Here is a 16,582-nt window from a genome sequence, read left to right as displayed (position 1 = left end):
CATTACTTAGGGCCGTCGACCTGGCCGAATCGGATCGTGGAAGAGCTGCCCTGCCCCGGCATCGCGCCGACTTGCTCGACGACAGCGAAGACGCACGCCCCGGGGGGCTTCGGGATCAGCTCGCGCAGACGGGCGGCGGCCGTCGCCGGGCTCCCGCGACGTGCTTCCAAATCACACGTTCCACGAATGCCTGCCAACCCATCCCCATTACTCGTTCCGTCTAGGCCTGCGGAACTACCATCGCCAACAGTAGCTTCCAGTTCCAAAGTGCAGTGGCAATTGCCAAATTGCTAAGGGCAACCACCCATAGCGCAGTAAAGAACATTCGACGCCGAGGCCTGATCACCTCATCAAGCACTCGCTTGACCTCTTCCCCAGGAAGGCTGATGCGCGTAAGAATCCACCAGTTGCGCAGCTCACGGGTGGTCAGAGCTAGATCTCTCCAATGCGTGACAATCTGCAATGTCGCCGAAAGCACGAAGTAGCCAGCTAGCACGCAAAAGAAGACGTTGACCGCCTTTGCGTTGATCAGCTGCCCCAATGCTTCCGAATTTATCTTGCCCAACAGGCCGAATCCTACAAGCAGAAGCGCTGCCACCAGGTCACGCAAGAATGTAGAAGTTAGGTCTCGTACCTTTGCCGCATAGGCATCGGCTTGGGCGCGGACATCCTTCATAATTTCGCGCGTCTCTTTCGTCGCTGCGTCCTTTTTCTCCAGTACCACCAATCTATATCGATCACGCGCGTCCTGCAGCGCGGCCTTTAGGTTGCCCCGCAGATACGTGATGAACGAAGCGTCCTCCTTGCCGTCAAGGGCTAAGCGGTCGATCAATAGCGCGTGTCGCGCGTCGCGATGCTCTGCAAAGCACCACGTTGCCGAAGATTGCAGCAGTTCTACCTCTTGCATAGTCGGCGCAATGGCGGGCTCATCCAGGACCATTGAGACCCGCCTTGCTCCACGTAGCGTCACTTGGAAACGAGGCGAACGATAGGCCACCTCATCGCACAGGACGCGAGCCGCGTCGCGCTCGGCCCACCGACGCAAGCACGCAAATTCAGCCTGTTCCAGGTTGCCTCGAGTGATGAACGATTGCCCTATTTGCCGGTTAGAGGCCTCCGGCGCTATCTGCACCAGAGCCGACACCACCTTGGGCTCTATGGTGGCGGCTTGGGTGTCGAAGGCGGGCAGGTCCTGTTCCAAGTTGCCACACCGCAATTTAGGCCCGGCGACATGCCCGGACAGGCTATCCACTAGGATCGTCAGTCGGTCTGTCCAGCGAAAGCCTTCTTTCAAGGCGGTCTGCCGGCACGCCCATCGTTCAAATGCGGCCGGCGAAAAAAAGAGTACGACCGCCTCGTTTGAGGCGGGCGTAAATCCAAACGCGGTGATCAGGGACGCCTTGGCTGCCGTCAGCGTCCATTGATCGCCCTGGGACACCTCATCAAGCTCCACCGGGCTGTTATCCAGCAGGATACGAGGCCGCACGCCGTCGGCGGTCAAGGCGGCCACAGTTTGGCTCAGCTGCCCCACGTCCCCGTCGCGGGAACGAAGCGTGAGCGTGTCTGTAGCATCGTCCACAGCCTCACATTGCGAGAGCAATGCTCGCAACGTCGTCAGTAGGGAAGAATTCCAGCTCACTACGCGCCTGACTCTGTAAGGCGCCTGGCGCGTATGACGATTTTCTTAGCGCCAGGGCCATGCTCTGGATCATCGAGCACCTCGACCCGATGGGTCTCCCGATCACCTTCGAAGATAATCTGCACGCCTACGTCGGTGACAATCTTCGTGCGACGCTCTGCTACTGCTACCGATTGCGCCCGTGTCGGAAACTCTTGGCCCTCCACCCCTTTCTCGCGCAATTGCTCACGAAGGGCGTTCTTGACTCGTTCTCGACGGCTCTCGTCGCTGTCGCGCACGACCGTACTGACGAATTCGTCAGTATCGAAGTTGGCATGGTCGAGCATGTACTGAACGGCACGTTCCTTGTAACGCCCCCAGCCCTCGCCTTCGGGCATATCGTTTTCTGTCAGCGATTTGGCCCAATGGGTCACTGTGCTGATGGCCCGCCGCGTCAGAACACTGGCGTCCTCGCGAGGTTCCACACTCAGAAATGCCCGGAAGAAGTTGCGCAGTTCGGGCGCAGCGCCTTCATTGCGCTCGGCGGCCAGCACGTCCCACGCAAAGTGATCGGACACATCCACCAGAGCGCTTCGCTGCACCGCGGCCTTGTCCTCGACCAATGCATCCAGCACATGCTGAATCTGTGCACTGACATCGCCCACGCTCTGCGTGAGCCGATAAGTCAACACGGGTCTATGGTCTAGCTTCAGGATGAAGACAAGCGGCAATACGCCAGCCGAAGTGGTGACGCTGGCCAGTGCCACGATAATCACGCCCGCGGCCATCTGACGGCCGCGATGGTGAGAGCTGAACGCTGCGGCCAGTTCCTTGGACACCTGGACGAAGTCTTCTTGCCGTTGGGTTAGATTGCGGCATAGCTCATAGGTCGGCCGATGCTCGCCGGCAAATACGAATTGAGTTCCGCGAGAAGCCGCCCGAAGACGATCCTCGAAGAACGGACCGTAGGTACCCGACCCCACAGGCACTTCCACATCCAGCAGAGTGAGCACCGGATCTTGGATGGGATTCCATACGTGAAAGATCACCCGAGTCAGACGAAGTGTGTCCAGCTCGGCGCTCGATAGATGGCTTTCCTTGGGCGGCATGACAGTGTCCTTGGGTATGGCAGCCTAAGCGTGGCCGGTCGCACCGGATGATACGGTGACCGGCCTCCTTGCGGAGGGTATTGGGATTCTGCCACGCCGTTAAGCTTTGGGACGAATTGGCTTCTCCGGGCGTTGGGGGATGGCTATCGCAGCCGCCCGCTGGCGTGCCGCTCATGGCTTAGGCGGGGCTGACCTCTGCTCGGGCAGGGCCTCTTGGACTTCCAATTCAATGTTCTGCGTCATCAAGGCTTCGCTGGCCGCGCAGTCAAAGCCTGCTTTCACAGTTGCTGCGCCAAACGTCCGACCGTCTCCGTCTCGCCGAGCAGCACAAGCTAGTCACCCTCGACGACAAGCCCCACCCCTTCGCCGGCGGGACTGTGGACCTCGATTGGCTGGTGCGTACAGAGATGCGCCGGAGCTCTCTCCATAAGCCTCGAGACTACGATTCGATAGCTATTGACGACTGGTTCTTCAGTGTCACCGGCTATGGAAGTGTCTTCTCGCCGGGATATTGCGCCCAAAGTTCGCGAAGCAGTTGAAGCAACGTTCGGGTCTATGTACTTGGGTGCGCCCGGTAAAGCCCTTACCACCTCATCCGCGGAAATGTCGTAGGGGCGGACTCAAGCGCAGCTCATTGTGAGTCCCAAGCGGCCTTCCCTACCCCCGATAAATCTCCCTAATCCCCTCCCCTACCAGTATCTGCTTATGGCCGCGACTCTACGAGGCGCGGGGCGTAAGCCCGCGAGCCCGGCGGCACCTGCACCGGATACCATGTGCCCTTCGTTGCTCCTAGAATGTGTAAAGGGGCCATGGGTAAGACATCGATCTACCGATCAATTGTCGATCCGTCAACCGCGAACAACAGGGGAAATAGAAGTGATTCATACGGAAAGTGACGTGACGCGGCAGGGAGAGGTTTCGGAGGGAGCACCGCCTTACCTAGGCTGCTCGGATAACAGCGTCTTTGGTCGATTTCTGCCGTCGGTGCTGCACATTCGTGCAAACAGTTTCGCCGATCTCGAGCCAGAGCATGACGACTCAGGACCTCGTGCGATCTCCACGCATGCGCATGAATATGTGCACTACCTGCACAGCATCGGAACGACGGCGGGCCAGCTCTATCTGCTGTCCCATCTCATCCTCCTCCGTTATGCTGCCTCCGGCACGAATGAAAATGGCCATTTCCTCGGCCTTGAAGCACTGGATGAGCCCAATCGCGGCCGGTTGATCGGCATCCTTCGTTGCATGCAGGAGCTTCGCGGCCAGAAGAAAATTGCCTTTGGCACAATCATTGGACGACTGGAGTTCGACCCGCCGCGGCGAATTCAGCCTGCTGACTCGGCCATCATCGAGGTTGAACGGCTCGCCGTTGTCGCTCGCGGAATACGATCTGACGGGACGGTAGTCACGGACGAGATGGAGATTGCCTATAGCTTTGTTACAGAGGGTGTCGCCTATGCAGTGGATCGCGAGATACGGCGTCTGCAGGGCAAAGAGCTCCCGCACCAGCTTGACGCACAGGTACCTCTCTATCCGTACCGTGCCTACGGTGAGCTCATCGATGCCTGGGTCGGTCGCGAAACTTCAGTGCTCGAGCGGATTTTGATCGGCAACGCCGCTCTGGGTCATCGTGCGGTTGGTGTTACGTTGCAGAGGGCCTGCGAGGCAGTTCGCCAATCCGAGCGGCCTGCCGAAGAAGTGCTTGCCCCCATCATCGTCGAGGGATTGGAGGAATCGAAGGCCGTCATCGAAAAGCTGGGGGAAGTCATGTCAACCACCGCAGCCGATCCAATGATAGCGGCGGGACTTTCCGCCTATCTGCAGCTTGTCGATCGCGCAAGCTTCTGCCGGCGGCGCCTGCTTGCCCCGGAACGCCTATTGATCGAGAAGCCACTCGATGTCGAAGGTTTCAGGCGGGTAGTAGGCAATCTGGTTGACGCGATGGTGCTTCAGGAGAAACCGAAGGCAAAAGAGGACAGGGAAGTAGAACTGACGATCGATTGGATTGGCCCAGGCCACGTTGCCAACGATGAGTACCAAGTTTCAGGGCTGGCTGCACTTCAATCGGCGTTTCATTTCAATAGTCTGCATCATGGCGATGACGGGACTATGGCGCCGACCAGCTCCATCGCAGCCAATGTGTGCCCCTACAAGGGAGCATGCGAGGTGAAGGTGAGCGAGGATCAGGCCGAGCTGTGCGTGTCAGCCCCATGGATGATGTTTGTCGACAGCAAGCCGGGGACGTCGGTTTGCTGGTATGCCGCTGGCGTGAAAACGGCGCGTCATGCTGAGCTGGGCGCCACTTCGCCTACGACGCCCAACCGTTGATGCACGGTGCGCAGTTCACTCGATCCAAGCGAGAAGAGGCGGGAAGCGTGCCACATGAATGCCAACGATATCTATCTCAATGACTTTGCCACCCGCTCCTTCCGTGACATCGCCGACCAGGACTACATCATGGCGCGGGCCGCATACCGGACGACGCTGTATCCGCAGTTCCTGTGGTCGGGGCTGCAGGCGATCGAAAAGTACCTCAAGGCCATCTTGCTCTACAACCGCATCCCGCAGCCGAAGGGCAAGGAGTCGCTGAGACACGATCTGGCCCGGGCGCTGGAGTTGACCAAACAAGCCCGGTTCGAGATGTCCTTGTCCGCAACGTCAATGCAGATCATCGAGCACTTGGATACTTATGGCCGCTTCCGCTATCTGGAAAGCTCATACCATCTGGACGGCCAGGAACTGCTCATGCTCGACCGAGCGGTATGGGAGGTCCGGCTGTACTGCCGTGTCCTCGACCATACGATCACGACCGGCGCGGGCAAGGTCATCGACATGCTACCCAAGTACCTGAGAACGATCGAACTTGAACTGCACAAGCCAGCGCGCCGGTTTCTCATTCCGGGCGGCGTCCTAGAGAAGATATTGGCGAAGCGGGACCACCCCGCTCGCCCGTCCCTGGTCTGGAAGAATCTGCTCTTCAACCAGCACCATCGTAAATCCCTGCAATGGCGCCACCGCCGACATCTGGTCAACTCGCCACTGGCCCTACGGCCAGAACTGCTCGATGAGGTGAATAAGTACGTGTGGATTCCGGGTGAGGCCATCAAGGCGTACCGTGAGGAGATCGAAGCGCGTCGGTCAGACCGATAATGGTATGGCTGCCAATGAGTCTCTTGAGCTCGGGCGTCTTTGGATCAATGTTTGCGGTGAATATCGGAACAGCTTAGGTATCCCCTAAGACGTAACGCGAAACAAGCCTCTCACACTGCTGAGTGCAACTATGCGCCTACCAGACCTCTGAAACCGGAGGTGCGTTCAAGGTCAACTTGTGGATTTCACCAAGATCATTCAAAAGGCTTAGGTCATCGAGCTTCTTGGGGTATTTCTTGAACCAGCGATTGGCAGCCTTCAGAAGATCCGTCTGGGAGGGGCGATCCAAGAGGGCTTGGACAAGCTCGTTGGTCAGTTCTATGCTCGGGATCGTGAGTTAGTCGCCGGGTTTGCCTAGCTGCTCGATAGACTGGGCCTCCGCTGATAGTGGTCGTTGAAACATCCTGCGCGGCACAGTGTGATCATAGCCCTTGCCCCTGATGGACTCGTTGAAGATGGTCGAACGCCAAGGCGACGCGATCAGCAAGCCTTGCATACTATCGTTGCGACATTCCCCCATCTTCCGGCGAGGCTCCGGATGAATAACCTACTGAGAGATCACAGCTAGATGGCAGACATTGGTCATTGAAACTCGAACGACGGCAACGGGACGGCAGGTGCTCTTCCCTACCCCCGATAAACATCCCTAATCACCCGCCCAGCCAACGCCCACTCTCGCACAGAAACGGGCGTTGCCCTCGCAGAACCAAGAACTTATGGCGTCAAGCGAAGCCACTCTTTGGCTGCCGTGAACGCATCCTGCTCATCGCGTACGACGCTTTCCGGCACTATGCCCTGGGGGTACTCGGTGCCCTCACGGTCGGCCATTGCTGACGTCGTCAGGAAAAGGGCTCCGCCATCAGGTAGCGGAAAGGTCGTGTTGGACGTCGCAAGGCCTGCGGTCGGCTGGCCTAAGAAGCGGGTTCCCGGGCGTGCCCTGAAGGCAATAGCCACTCCCTCACCGGAACTCGCCGTCCCGGGGCCTACCAGCACGGCCACCCGGCTGCGAGAGAGATAGACACGGCATTCCGGGGTGGCTCGTGATCGCCATGTCCTCGTCTTTCCATCTGGAGTCCGCCGAGTCAGCGGGATCAGCCACATTTCACTCCTTCCGAAAGGTCAATCCCAGGTAAGTCATCACCTCACCTCCCGCATCCGTACCGAACGACACCGCATCGCCCGTCATGCTCGGGCCCAGCCCACCGGTCCGGGCCTCGTCCGCGGCGACCGGCACCAATGGATAGGTGAACGTGCCCGTGTTGTAGCTGACCTGCAGCACCGGCAGGCCATCGTCCTGCAGGCGTACCTCGGCCTCGGCGATCTTCTCGAATCCCGGCATCGTGTAGCCGAACGGCCGGTAGCGGCCCAGCCGCTGCTTCCACAGGGTACCGGGCGCGTCGTCCGCGATGCGGTAGCCCAGCTGGCGCTCGCCCTGCCCCCGGCGCCAGAACAGCACGTGGTACGGCCCGATATCGCGGAAGTAGTAGAGATCGCCGTCCGCCTCGCCGGCGCCCTGCACGGTGAACACGCCAGGGGATGTCTCGATCGCCCGGTAGGTTTCCGCGTCGCGCCGGATGGTCAGCCCTGTCTCGGTCTCCTCCACCTTCGCGTAGCCGTTCTTCTGCGCGTAGTAGCCCGCATGTCGTGAACGGGGAATGCTGGAAGATATGGGCAGTGCCGCGGGTTGCGGGACGATATCCTTCACCGAAAGGCCATGGGCTTCCAGCCAGCGGAAAGCGAACTGCTCGCAGATCGCATCGCTCCCCACCGTGTTGGCCAGGATGACCGCGGCCGTCCGCTGTTCCGGGATCAACAGCACTGCGGCATTGGAATAGAACGTGCTGCCGGCATGGTAGGCGGCGAAGCCGCTGTCGTTGTGGAACAGGAACCACCCCAGTCCCTTCTTGTTGGTGTCGATCGGAATGTCGCTGCGCTGGGTGAACATCGACCGGACCGTGGCTTCCCTGGCCAGAGGAGAGTGCTCGCCGCGATAGGCGGCCATCAAGGCTGCCGCATAGATGGCCAGGTCTTCCGCCGTGGAATAGATGCCGCCGGAGGCGATGTCGCGCAGTTCGAAGGCCGCGGCCTCGGCACCGTCCGGCCCGTAGGCCTTGCGGCGACCGGTCGCATGCGGGTCGTCGGCGAAACCGGTGTTGTTCATGCCCAATGGCATGAAGATCCGCTGTTTCAGGTAGTCCGGGTAATCGATCGCGCTGGCTTTGGCCAGCGCGTGCCCCAACAGGTTGTAGCCAGCGTTCGAATACAGGCCTACGGTGCCGGGCGCATGCGCCAGTGCGGTCCGGTTGAGCAGCGTCACCACATCGGTATAGCGGGCCTGATCGCGCCGCATGTCGCGGAAAACATCGGTCGGCACGCCGGAACTGTGGGTGATCAGGCGCCTGAGCGTCACCTGGTTGCGGTCTTCGCCATGGGTGCGGATACGGAACTCGGGCAGGTAGCGGGACAACGGCTGGTCGATATCGACCACGCCCTGCTCCTGCAGCTGCATGGCCGCCAACGCGGTGAAGGTCTTGGTCACCGAGCCGATACCGACCTGGGTGACCGGGGTCATGGCAATGCCGGCGTTCTTGTCCGCATAGCCGAAGCCCTGTTTCCACACGATCTTTCCATCCACGACCAACGCGGCCGACACACCCACCACGCCGCTGTCCCGCTGGCGCTGCGCCAGCCATCGGCTGAGCTCCGCGATATCCGCGGACGTCTGCGGCCTGGCGGCCCAGGCCACCGCCGGCAGGATCGACCACAGCACGGTCAGGAAGATGCCGATGTTCTTTGCTTTCATGGCGTGGCTTGGACTCCGTAAATGGGCTTTAAGGCGTGATGCAGCTGAGGCCTACTGGCTTCGCGAAGTGCAAGCTCCCCCCTCTCCTACTGCTAGTTCCGGGTCGGGAGCTACGGCTGCACGCGCCCATACGTAGCATTCGAGTCCCCGTCAGCTTCGCGATCTGGATGAAGTGCGACAGCCCCCCGAAGTACGCGTCCCCACGCATCGCTGGCCGGCGCAGCGACACAGGGCTTCCACCGTCTCCCGTACGCCAGTCAGCGCAGCTGTTCTGGCGTTGTTGGTGGCGGAGACAAATGCCAATGCAGATGGGTGAGGAGTCGGTCGCAAGCGGGAGGATCGCGGTTGCTCAGGCACACCATGGTCATGTCGTTGGAAGGATAGACCGACAAAGCCGTGCTGTTGCCGGCCGCTCCGCCACCATGGCCCCAGTGAGGAAACTCCTCGGGCCCGGATGAAACGAAGCCATAGCCATACCATGCAGTCTGCTGCTTGATGGCCTGGTTCAACAGGGACGGCGGGATCAGCCTGCCACTCTTGAGGGCATCCACGAAGCGTACCTGGTCGTTGGCGGTGGAAATCCCGCCACCCGCAGGCGTCCCCCTCCATGGCAGCAGACTGGCGCTGGAGACCAGCTTTCCATCGGCGCCCCGGGTGTAGCCGTTGGCGACACCGGACATGTGCGCAATGTCCGGGAAGCCAGTCGCAGTCATGCCGGCGGCACCAAAGACATGCTCTGCGAGGTAAGCGTAATAGCTCTGGCCGCTGACCTTTTCCACCAGTGCACCGAGCAGCACGAAGCCGTAGTTCGAATAGTCGAATGCCGATCCCGGGGGAAAAGAGGGGCCACGATCGCCGTTGAGCGTGATGAGATCGTCGATTGTGCGGACCCAGGCCCGATTGCCCGCCTCTTCCGGCTGCAACACGCCGATATCGCCGGTTCCGCCCTGATGTGAAAGCAACTGCCGCACGGTGACTTTCGCCATCTCCCTGTTCGGGTAGTCGGTCAAATACGTTCCGACAGGATCATCGAAGTTGATCTTGCCCGCATGGATCAACTGCAGTACTGCGACGGCCGTGAACATCTTGCCCTGGGAGGCGAACAGGAACGGGGTATCGAGCTGGACCGGCACGTTGTTCTCGCGATCGGCCAGCCCGAATGCCCTGCCGTACAGCCGCCTTCCGTTCTGTTCGACAACCAGCACGCCGGAGAAGCGGTCGGTGTCCGCAAGACGTTCCGCGAAGGCATCCAGTGCTTCCAGCGCCCTGTCCTGCGGCAGCGGCTGCGGATCCTGCCTGACTTCCTTCAGCAACGCGTCCCCGGCCTTGCCGAAGGTGACCGTGATCCGCCGGTAAGCCGGAAAGCTGCGCTCCTGCGCCATTGCCACGAAGACCGTCGGCTCGTTGCGCTCGATCCTGATCACGTCCAGCCCGCCGGTCTCTTCGCGGCTATCGAGGAGATAGTCGAGGTTGTGATCCGGGTCGGCGAAGCGACGTTCATTGAACTCGCGGAGCGTGGCCCGGTCGCCGCTGTTGAACGCCGCCAGCCATTCGTCGAATGCCCCTTCGGCAGGCAACGTGGCAGCGGCGTTCGAGGCGATGAGAAGGAGAGCGGCCGCCACGCCGATGCGATGGATCGAAAGATGCCTTGCCGTACCTGCCATGCGCTTTCAATCCGTTTCTCGTCTTGCCCAATACTGGGTGAGAAGTCCGTTGCCATCAACCTGCCGGCCCCTGCGCCCATGACGGGCTCGCCCACCCTGCTCGACATCGGCTGGGGGCCGCACCCGCAGGCCGGCACGGCGGTCAAATGATCCGCCCTGAACGATGCCATGGCGTAGTGCTGGCGCCTGGTAACGGGGCGGCCGGCGCGGCCGATCGTCTTCCACTCCATCGCTGCTTGCGATCGCGGACCTGTTCGCTGCGGATGGCTGCGCTGCGGAGGCACCAGGTCGTGAGACCGCCCCGCCCCATGCCATGGATGCCGAGATCCACCACGCCGGCCACCGCATCAGACAACCAGCCCATACCGCCGGACGAGCACGCGGCCCCCTCATATCTCGACACACCTGTCGCCTGCCTGCCGTTTCAATCCGGTCCGCGCCGGTGGCCCCGCAGACGCGGCAGGGGCGCAATCGCGCTTGCCCGACGGTATGCTGCGCGGCCGGATGCGAACGGGAGCGCAGCGCGGCTGCACGGGAGTGGCATGGAAAATCGTTACGGAAGGCTCGCGTCATGGGTCTACAACCTGGACAAGCCGGTCGGCCGGTCGTTCGGTGATGTGGAGTACTACCAGCAGTTGCTTGGCGAGTGCGCAGGCCCGGTGCTGGAACCTGCGGTTGGCAACGGGCGGATTCTGGTACCGCTGCTCAAGGCCGGACTCGCGGTCGAAGGGTTCGACACCTCCGAGGAAATGCTGGGCTACTGCCGCGCGGCATGCCGGACGCATGGCGTACCCGCGAACCTGACGCGTCGCGGTTTCGAGGACTTCGCCTATGACAGGAAGTTCGCCGCGATCATCATCCCGGCCGGCTCCCTGCAGCTGATCACGGACGCCGCGGCGGCCTGCGCCGTGCTCAGGCGGTTCCATCAGCATCTGCTGCCGGGTGGCAAGCTGGTCCTCGACCTCGACGCGATCGACGGCTTCCTGGGCCCGTCCGGCACATTGCGCAGCTGGACCACCGGGGAAGGTGAACTGTTGACGCTGACGGATCATCGGGTCGAGACCGACTACATCGCGCAGACGACCCTGTCCCACCTGCGCTATGAGCACTGGCGCAACGGCAACCTGGCAGCGACCGAGCTCGACCTGTTCAAGCTGCGCTGGTGGGGAGTCGAGGAATTCGCTCTGGCCTTGTACGCGGCCGGCTTCACGGACGTGGTCGTTTCAGGCAATTACCAGCGCGGTCGCCGCCCCCGGAAGGGCGACCAGGTCGTCACCTTTGAAGCGACGCGCCCGGCAGGCGGAACGGCCTGAGCCCGACCTCCGCGATGGCCCACATGCCCTGTCGTGCCACGGCCTCCCTGCAGGGCATGGCCCCTCCGCCGTGACCGCAGCGGCACGGTGCGCAACCGGGATGCGGCCATGCGGGCCGCATCCCGGGCACAGCGCGCAGCCCGTCCTCAGAACGCGGTGGACAGGCGTGTCATCCAGTCCGGCAGGTGGTCCAGGGCGAAGGCTTCGATCCGGCGGTCCGCACCGCTGAGGATCAGCCCGCCGACGAGCAGCAGCAGGACGCCCAGCAGCTGTTTGCCGCGGCTGCCGGCGCCCATCAGCCGGCCACGCCAGCGGTCCAGGGCGCCGCGTGCGGCGAAGGCGATGACCAGCAGCACGCTGGCGATGCCCAGGCCGAACGCCGCCATCACCAGCAAGGCCGCGCCCAGGCTCTGGCCTGCCGCCGCCAGCGCGATGGCGGCCCCCAGCGTCGGCCCGACGCAGGGGGCCCACACCACGCCCAGCAGCATCCCGACCAGGGCCTGGCCCCACAGCCCTCCCCGCGCGTCGACGGCGAGCTGGGTGCGGCCCGCCCAGCTCGCCAGCGGCGTGGCCACGCGGGTCAGCAGGCGCTGCAGCGGCGGCAACAGCAGTACCAGCCCGGCCAGGCACAGGATCACCGCGCCCGCGGCGCGTACCGCCAGGGTGTCGATGCCCAGTGACTGGCCGAACGCCGCCACCACGAAACCGGTGGCGGTGAACGCCAGCACCAGGCCCGCCGACAGCGCCAGCGGCGCCAGGCGGTGGCGCTGCGCCGCCGACGACAGCACGATCGGCACCAGTGGCAGCACGCACGGTGACAGGATGGTCAGGGCACCGGCCACGTAGGCCAGTGCCGGATTCAAACCCAGGCTCATGCAGCGCCGGCCTCAGCTGCCGGACAGGGTCGAACGCAGCACGGGCGCGACCCGCGCCACATCGCTCTCGTGCGCCACCCGGCCGGTTTCACGCTTGCCATGGAACCCGATCAGGGTCGATTGCATGGTCGCGCCGAACTTCTGCCACAGCGGCTTCTGGGTATCGAAATCGATGCGCAGCACCAGCAGGTCGCGGTAGGCGGGATCGGCGGTGATCTGCTTGATCGCCTTTTCCTGTTCGCGGCACACCGGGCACCACGGCGCGTGCACCCACACCAGGATCGGCTTGTTGGCCGCCTGCGCCTGGTCGAATGCCATCTGGTCATAGGCGCGGATCGCCACGCTGGGCGTCATCGCCATGGCCATGGCCGGCGCGGCGGCCGGCGGGTCGGCGGCCAGCGCGCTGGTGGCGGGCACGCCGGCAGCGGCGAGGACGGCAACGGCAAGCAGGGAACGGAAGCAATGCATGGGAATCTCCAGTGGGTGGGTGGATATCCATTCGCGCGATGCGGGCCGGCGGTTACACGCCACCGCAACCGCGTGCTGCTGCATTCATGCGCAGTGCGCCGGCGGCCGGCGCCGCTCCAGCATCCGGCCGTTCCGCCCTGGCGACGGGCGGAACCGGCGCGCGCCGCGGCATCCGCCGGGCCAATGCGCTGCCGCCATCGAGGTGGGGCCGGCGCCGCCCCGGGGGCGGCTCACCAGCGCAGCAGGCGCGGCCCCAGCAGTGCGCCGGCGGCGGTGGGCAGCGACAGTCCCAGCACGTACCACACCGCCCAGAACGGCACGTCCATCTCCGGGCAATGCAGGCTGTAGACCACGGCGGCGGCGGCGGCCGACAGCAGCCCGGCTGCGGCACCGGCCAGCCGCAGGCGCGTCGGCGCCAGTCCACGCAGCGCCCAGAAGGTCGTTGCCATCAAGGGCAGCGAGAGGCCGGCGATGCTGAAGGCACAGCTGCGCCAGCTGCGCCCCAGCAGCATCGCCACGCGCTCGTCGCCCGGTGCCAACCACAGCGCGGCCGCGGCGGCGGCCCACAGCAGCAACAGCGGAATGCCCGGTCCCGACCAGGCCGCCGCCACCGTCCGGCCCGGGCGCGACAGCCGCGCGGTCACCCACAGTGCCCCGCACAACATCGCCAGCGCGAACCCGGCCTTGGCCCAGAACAGCGGCTGGACCGAGACCTCGGCCAGGTCGGGCCGCAGCCCATAGCCGGCCAGCATCAGGCCCAGCGACAGCAGCGCTCCCGCCGGCAGCGCCAAGCCGAACCGGCGCGCGGCCGCGTGCCGCTGCACCGGCACCGGGTCGCTGGCCAGCAGGTCGATCAGATCATGGGTTTTCATGCCGCACTCCGTATTTTCAATGCCAGTGCCTTCAGGCCGCGGTGGATGCCCACTTTCACCGCCGATTCGGACATGCCGGTGAGCCGCGCGGTTTCGCTGACGGACAGGCCGCCAAGCTTGACGTGCAGGATCGGCAGGCGATGGCGGTCGGGCAGCGCCTGCAGCAGTTGTCCGAGGTCATGCCGGGCCTGGGCCGATTCGGTGTCGGTGGCGGCGAACACGTCCTGCGCTGCCTCCAGCGGCAGGTTCAGCGCCTCGCGCCGGTGGTGGCTGCGATGGAAGTCCATCAGTTTGTAGCGGGCGATGGCATAGACCCACGCGGTCAGGGGTTCGCCGCTGCGGTAGGTATGGCGGCTGTTGTGGATGGCCAGCAGGGTCTCCTGCAGGATGTCCTCGACGTCATCCGGCGCCGCACCCAGCCGCCGCCGCAGGAACGCACGCAGGCGTGCGCTCAACGCGTCCAGGAAGCGCCGGTACGCCGCCGTGTCGCCGCCCAGCCCGGCCTCGAACTGCGCACGCAGCACGGTCTCGATCGGGTCGGCGGGTGGCGGCGCCGCGGACGCCGGCATGGACACCGGGCCGCTCACCGGCCGCCCTTCCCTGCCCCCGGGCCCGGACAGGCGCGCCACCCCCCCATTCCCGCGACGCAGCGCCAGCGCAGCGCGCACGGGGCTGGCGGGAGGGACACGGGCGTGTTTGGCGAAAAGTCGGTCATCCAAAGGGTTTCGCTGCGCGGGGCATTCCGGTTACAGCCAGCGCCATGATCGTTGGACGCCGGTCATCGGTACTGCGCGGCGGGCGTCCCCGGCACCGCCACGGTGCCGATCCCGTGCGCCCTTGCCCCCGCGCCGCGGCCGCCCGCGATCCGACACCCGGCGCGCCCTCCGTCATGGGGCGCTGGCGCGAGCCCGGGCCTGCCCGGCACCGCCACCAGCCGATGCCTGCTGCTGCGGCCGAACGTACCACCTTCCCCGGCGGGGTGCGGCGGGAGGCGCATGCCGCCCCGCGCCCGGGAGCGGAAGCCGGCCCTGCCCCGGTTTCCGTCGGACGCGGTGGAAGCCCGGTTCTTTTCGCGCCCGTAACAGTCGCAGGCGCAGCGTGATGCCGGCCTTCCGGAGGATCGACCATGAACCCGCTGACCGCCGCACTGGAACCGCTCTTCGCGCAACTGCAGCCACGCCTCGTGGAGATCTACCAGGACCTGCACCAGCACCCGGAACTGTCGATGCAGGAACAGCGCACCGCCGGCATCGCCGCCGACCACCTGCAACGGCTCGGCTATGTCGTGACCCGCGGCGTCGGGGGCACCGGCGTGGTCGGGCTGCTGCGCAACGGCGACGGGCCCACGGTCATGCTGCGCGCGGATATGGATGCACTGCCCATGGCCGAGCAGACCGGCCTGCCCTACGCCAGCACCGCGACCGCCACCGACGGCGACGGCGACGGGCGCACGGTGGGCGTCGCCCATTCCTGCGGCCACGACCTGCACGTGACCTGGTTGATGGGGGCCGCCCAGGTGCTCGCCGCGGCGCGTGGCGCATGGCGTGGCACGCTGATGGTGGTGTTCCAGCCCGGCGAGGAAACCGCCCAGGGGGCCAACGCGATGATCGCCGACTGGGAGCGCCTGGGCCTGCCGCGTGCCGGGGTGGTGCTGGGCCAGCATGTGATGGTCGGCGCGGCCGGCACAGTGAGCTATCGGCCCGGGGTGATCCTGTCGGCGGCCGACAGCCTCAAGGTCACGCTGTTCGGGCGCGGGTCGCATGGCTCGCAGCCGCAGACCGCGGTGGATCCGGTGGTGATGGCCGCGGCCACCGTCATGCGCCTGCAGACCATCGTCTCGCGCGAAGTGGCACCGCTGGACAGCGCGGTGCTCACCATCGGCGCGCTGCAGGCCGGCACCAAGGAGAACATCATTCCCGACGATGCCACCCTGAAGCTCAACATGCGCACCTATGACGAGGCGGTGCGCACGCACATGCTGCAGGCGGTCAGGCGCATCTGCTGCGCCGAGTGCGACGCCTCGGGCGCGCCGCGGCCGCCGGAGTTCACCACGCTCAGCAGCTACCCGATGACCGACAACGACCACGACGCCACCGCACGCGTGGCGGCGGCGTTCCATGCCCAGTTCGGCGACAACGCGCTGCAGAGCAAGCCGATGTCCGCCAGCGAGGACTTCAGCGTGTTCGGCCGCACCTGGGGCGTGCCCTACGTGTTCTGGTTCGTCGGCGGCACCGATCCGCGGGCGTACGCCAAGGCCCGGGCCGAAGGCACCCTCAATACGCTGCCGAGCAACCACTCGCCGCGCTTCGCACCGGTGCTCGAGCCGACGCTGAAGACCGGGCTGCAGGCGATGCTCAGCGCGGCCGCGGCCTGGTTGTGCGCGCCGCCCGAAGGCCCCCGGGACGGGAACGCATGAACGCCGCCACGCGCACCGCGGGTACCGCATTCCACGGCATCGACCGCCTGCTGTACGGCATGATCCTGGGCGTGGTCACGTTCTGGTTGTTCGCGCAGACCACGCTCGACATCGCCCGGCGGATCCAGGACGAGCTGGCCATGCGCGAAGCAGCAATCGTGGCGCTGGGGTTCAACCGGTTGATGGTGGTCGGCGCCATCGCCTCGATCCTGCTGACCATTCCGCCCGGCAAGCGCACCCGCTGAGGCGCAGGGCGGGCAACGCCCGCCCGGGGTGCCGGCGCGCTGCGCCCCG

14 protein-coding genes and 1 pseudogene are annotated in these 16,582 nt (G+C 64.6%); 5 read left to right on the top strand and 10 right to left on the bottom strand.

The features are described 5' to 3' along the window. Positions 1-220: 220 nt before the first annotated feature. The gene (locus ACJ7VY_RS08275; RefSeq protein WP_161615085.1) at positions 221-1,639 is read right to left on the bottom strand and encodes a hypothetical protein; all 1,419 of its coding nucleotides are present in this window, start codon (positions 1,637-1,639) and stop codon (positions 221-223) included. Next, entirely contained in the window at positions 1,639-2,727 is a 1,089-nt protein-coding gene (locus ACJ7VY_RS08270; protein ID WP_161615086.1) for a nucleoid-associated protein, read from the bottom strand. The genes ACJ7VY_RS08275 and ACJ7VY_RS08270 overlap by 1 nt, the downstream gene beginning before the upstream one ends. Before the next feature lie 897 nt (positions 2,728-3,624). Here ACJ7VY_RS08270 and ACJ7VY_RS08265 point away from each other — a divergent pair. Together ACJ7VY_RS08265 and ACJ7VY_RS08260 are read left to right on the top strand one after the other, a co-directional pair. Continuing rightward, entirely contained in the window at positions 3,625-5,055 is a 1,431-nt protein-coding gene (locus tag ACJ7VY_RS08265; RefSeq protein ID WP_409476761.1) for a hypothetical protein, read from the top strand. Positions 5,056-5,109: 54 nt separating this feature from the next. Then, positions 5,110-5,877, top strand: coding sequence for a HEPN domain-containing protein (locus ACJ7VY_RS08260; RefSeq protein WP_409476760.1), 768 nt, complete (start codon positions 5,110-5,112; stop codon positions 5,875-5,877). Positions 5,878-6,013: 136 nt separating this feature from the next. Here the strand turns inward: ACJ7VY_RS08260 and ACJ7VY_RS08255 are convergent. From ACJ7VY_RS08255 to ACJ7VY_RS08240, 4 genes and pseudogenes are all read right to left on the bottom strand, one after another. Continuing rightward, positions 6,014-6,280 (bottom strand): annotated as a pseudogene (locus tag ACJ7VY_RS08255) (DUF2026 family protein). 311 nt (positions 6,281-6,591) lie between these two features. Further along, the gene (locus ACJ7VY_RS08250; RefSeq protein ID WP_409476759.1) at positions 6,592-6,978 is read right to left on the bottom strand and encodes a S41 family peptidase; all 387 of its coding nucleotides are present in this window, start codon (positions 6,976-6,978) and stop codon (positions 6,592-6,594) included. A gap of 1 nt (position 6,979) precedes the next feature. Beyond that, a complete protein-coding gene (locus tag ACJ7VY_RS08245; RefSeq protein WP_409476758.1) occupies positions 6,980-8,647 on the bottom strand; it encodes a serine hydrolase domain-containing protein in 1,668 nt (555 codons plus the stop codon). Between the two features lie 290 nt (positions 8,648-8,937). Continuing rightward, positions 8,938-10,344 carry a serine hydrolase domain-containing protein gene (locus ACJ7VY_RS08240; RefSeq protein WP_409476757.1) on the bottom strand — a complete coding sequence of 469 codons (1,407 nt, stop codon included), beginning with the start codon at positions 10,342-10,344 and terminating at the stop codon, positions 8,938-8,940. A gap of 542 nt (positions 10,345-10,886) precedes the next feature. Between ACJ7VY_RS08240 and ACJ7VY_RS08235 the strand changes: the two genes are divergently transcribed. Then, complete coding sequence (locus ACJ7VY_RS08235) at positions 10,887-11,657, top strand: methyltransferase domain-containing protein (RefSeq protein ID WP_409476756.1); 771 nt, start codon at positions 10,887-10,889, stop codon at positions 11,655-11,657. A 146-nt stretch (positions 11,658-11,803) separates the two neighbouring features. On the opposite strand, the gene ACJ7VY_RS08230 is transcribed toward ACJ7VY_RS08235, so the two are convergent. The 4 genes from ACJ7VY_RS08230 to ACJ7VY_RS08215 all read right to left on the bottom strand — a co-directional run bounded on the left by ACJ7VY_RS08230 (position 11,804) and on the right by ACJ7VY_RS08215 (position 14,459). After that, complete coding sequence (locus ACJ7VY_RS08230) at positions 11,804-12,532, bottom strand: cytochrome c biogenesis CcdA family protein (RefSeq protein ID WP_104938785.1); 729 nt, start codon at positions 12,530-12,532, stop codon at positions 11,804-11,806. Positions 12,533-12,544: 12 nt separating this feature from the next. After that, entirely contained in the window at positions 12,545-13,000 is a 456-nt protein-coding gene (locus ACJ7VY_RS08225) for a thioredoxin family protein (protein ID WP_202626484.1), read from the bottom strand. A 230-nt stretch (positions 13,001-13,230) separates the two neighbouring features. Continuing rightward, positions 13,231-13,872 (bottom strand): DUF1109 domain-containing protein, encoded by a 642-nt coding sequence (locus ACJ7VY_RS08220; RefSeq protein ID WP_161615092.1) that lies wholly within the window; start codon positions 13,870-13,872, stop codon positions 13,231-13,233. Next, on the bottom strand, positions 13,869-14,459 hold the full coding sequence (locus tag ACJ7VY_RS08215) for a sigma-70 family RNA polymerase sigma factor (RefSeq protein ID WP_293758164.1): 591 nt from the start codon (positions 14,457-14,459) through the stop codon (positions 13,869-13,871). Before ACJ7VY_RS08215 ends, ACJ7VY_RS08220 begins: the two co-directional genes overlap by 4 nt. Positions 14,460-14,998: 539 nt before the next feature. On the opposite strand from ACJ7VY_RS08215, the gene ACJ7VY_RS08210 reads away from it, so the two are divergent. Together ACJ7VY_RS08210 and ACJ7VY_RS08205 are read left to right on the top strand one after the other, a co-directional pair. Next, positions 14,999-16,288, top strand: coding sequence for an amidohydrolase (locus ACJ7VY_RS08210; RefSeq protein WP_409476755.1), 1,290 nt, complete (start codon positions 14,999-15,001; stop codon positions 16,286-16,288). After that, positions 16,285-16,533, top strand: coding sequence for a hypothetical protein (locus ACJ7VY_RS08205; RefSeq protein WP_409476754.1), 249 nt, complete (start codon positions 16,285-16,287; stop codon positions 16,531-16,533). The genes ACJ7VY_RS08210 and ACJ7VY_RS08205 overlap by 4 nt, the downstream gene beginning before the upstream one ends. Positions 16,534-16,582 lie beyond the last annotated feature (49 nt).

Origin of the sequence: Stenotrophomonas sp. Y-13, assembly GCF_046267925.1 — a bacterium.
Taxonomy (GTDB): Bacteria; Pseudomonadota; Gammaproteobacteria; order Xanthomonadales; family Xanthomonadaceae; genus Stenotrophomonas; species Stenotrophomonas acidaminiphila_A.
This window is presented reverse-complemented; position numbering and strand designations above follow the sequence as displayed.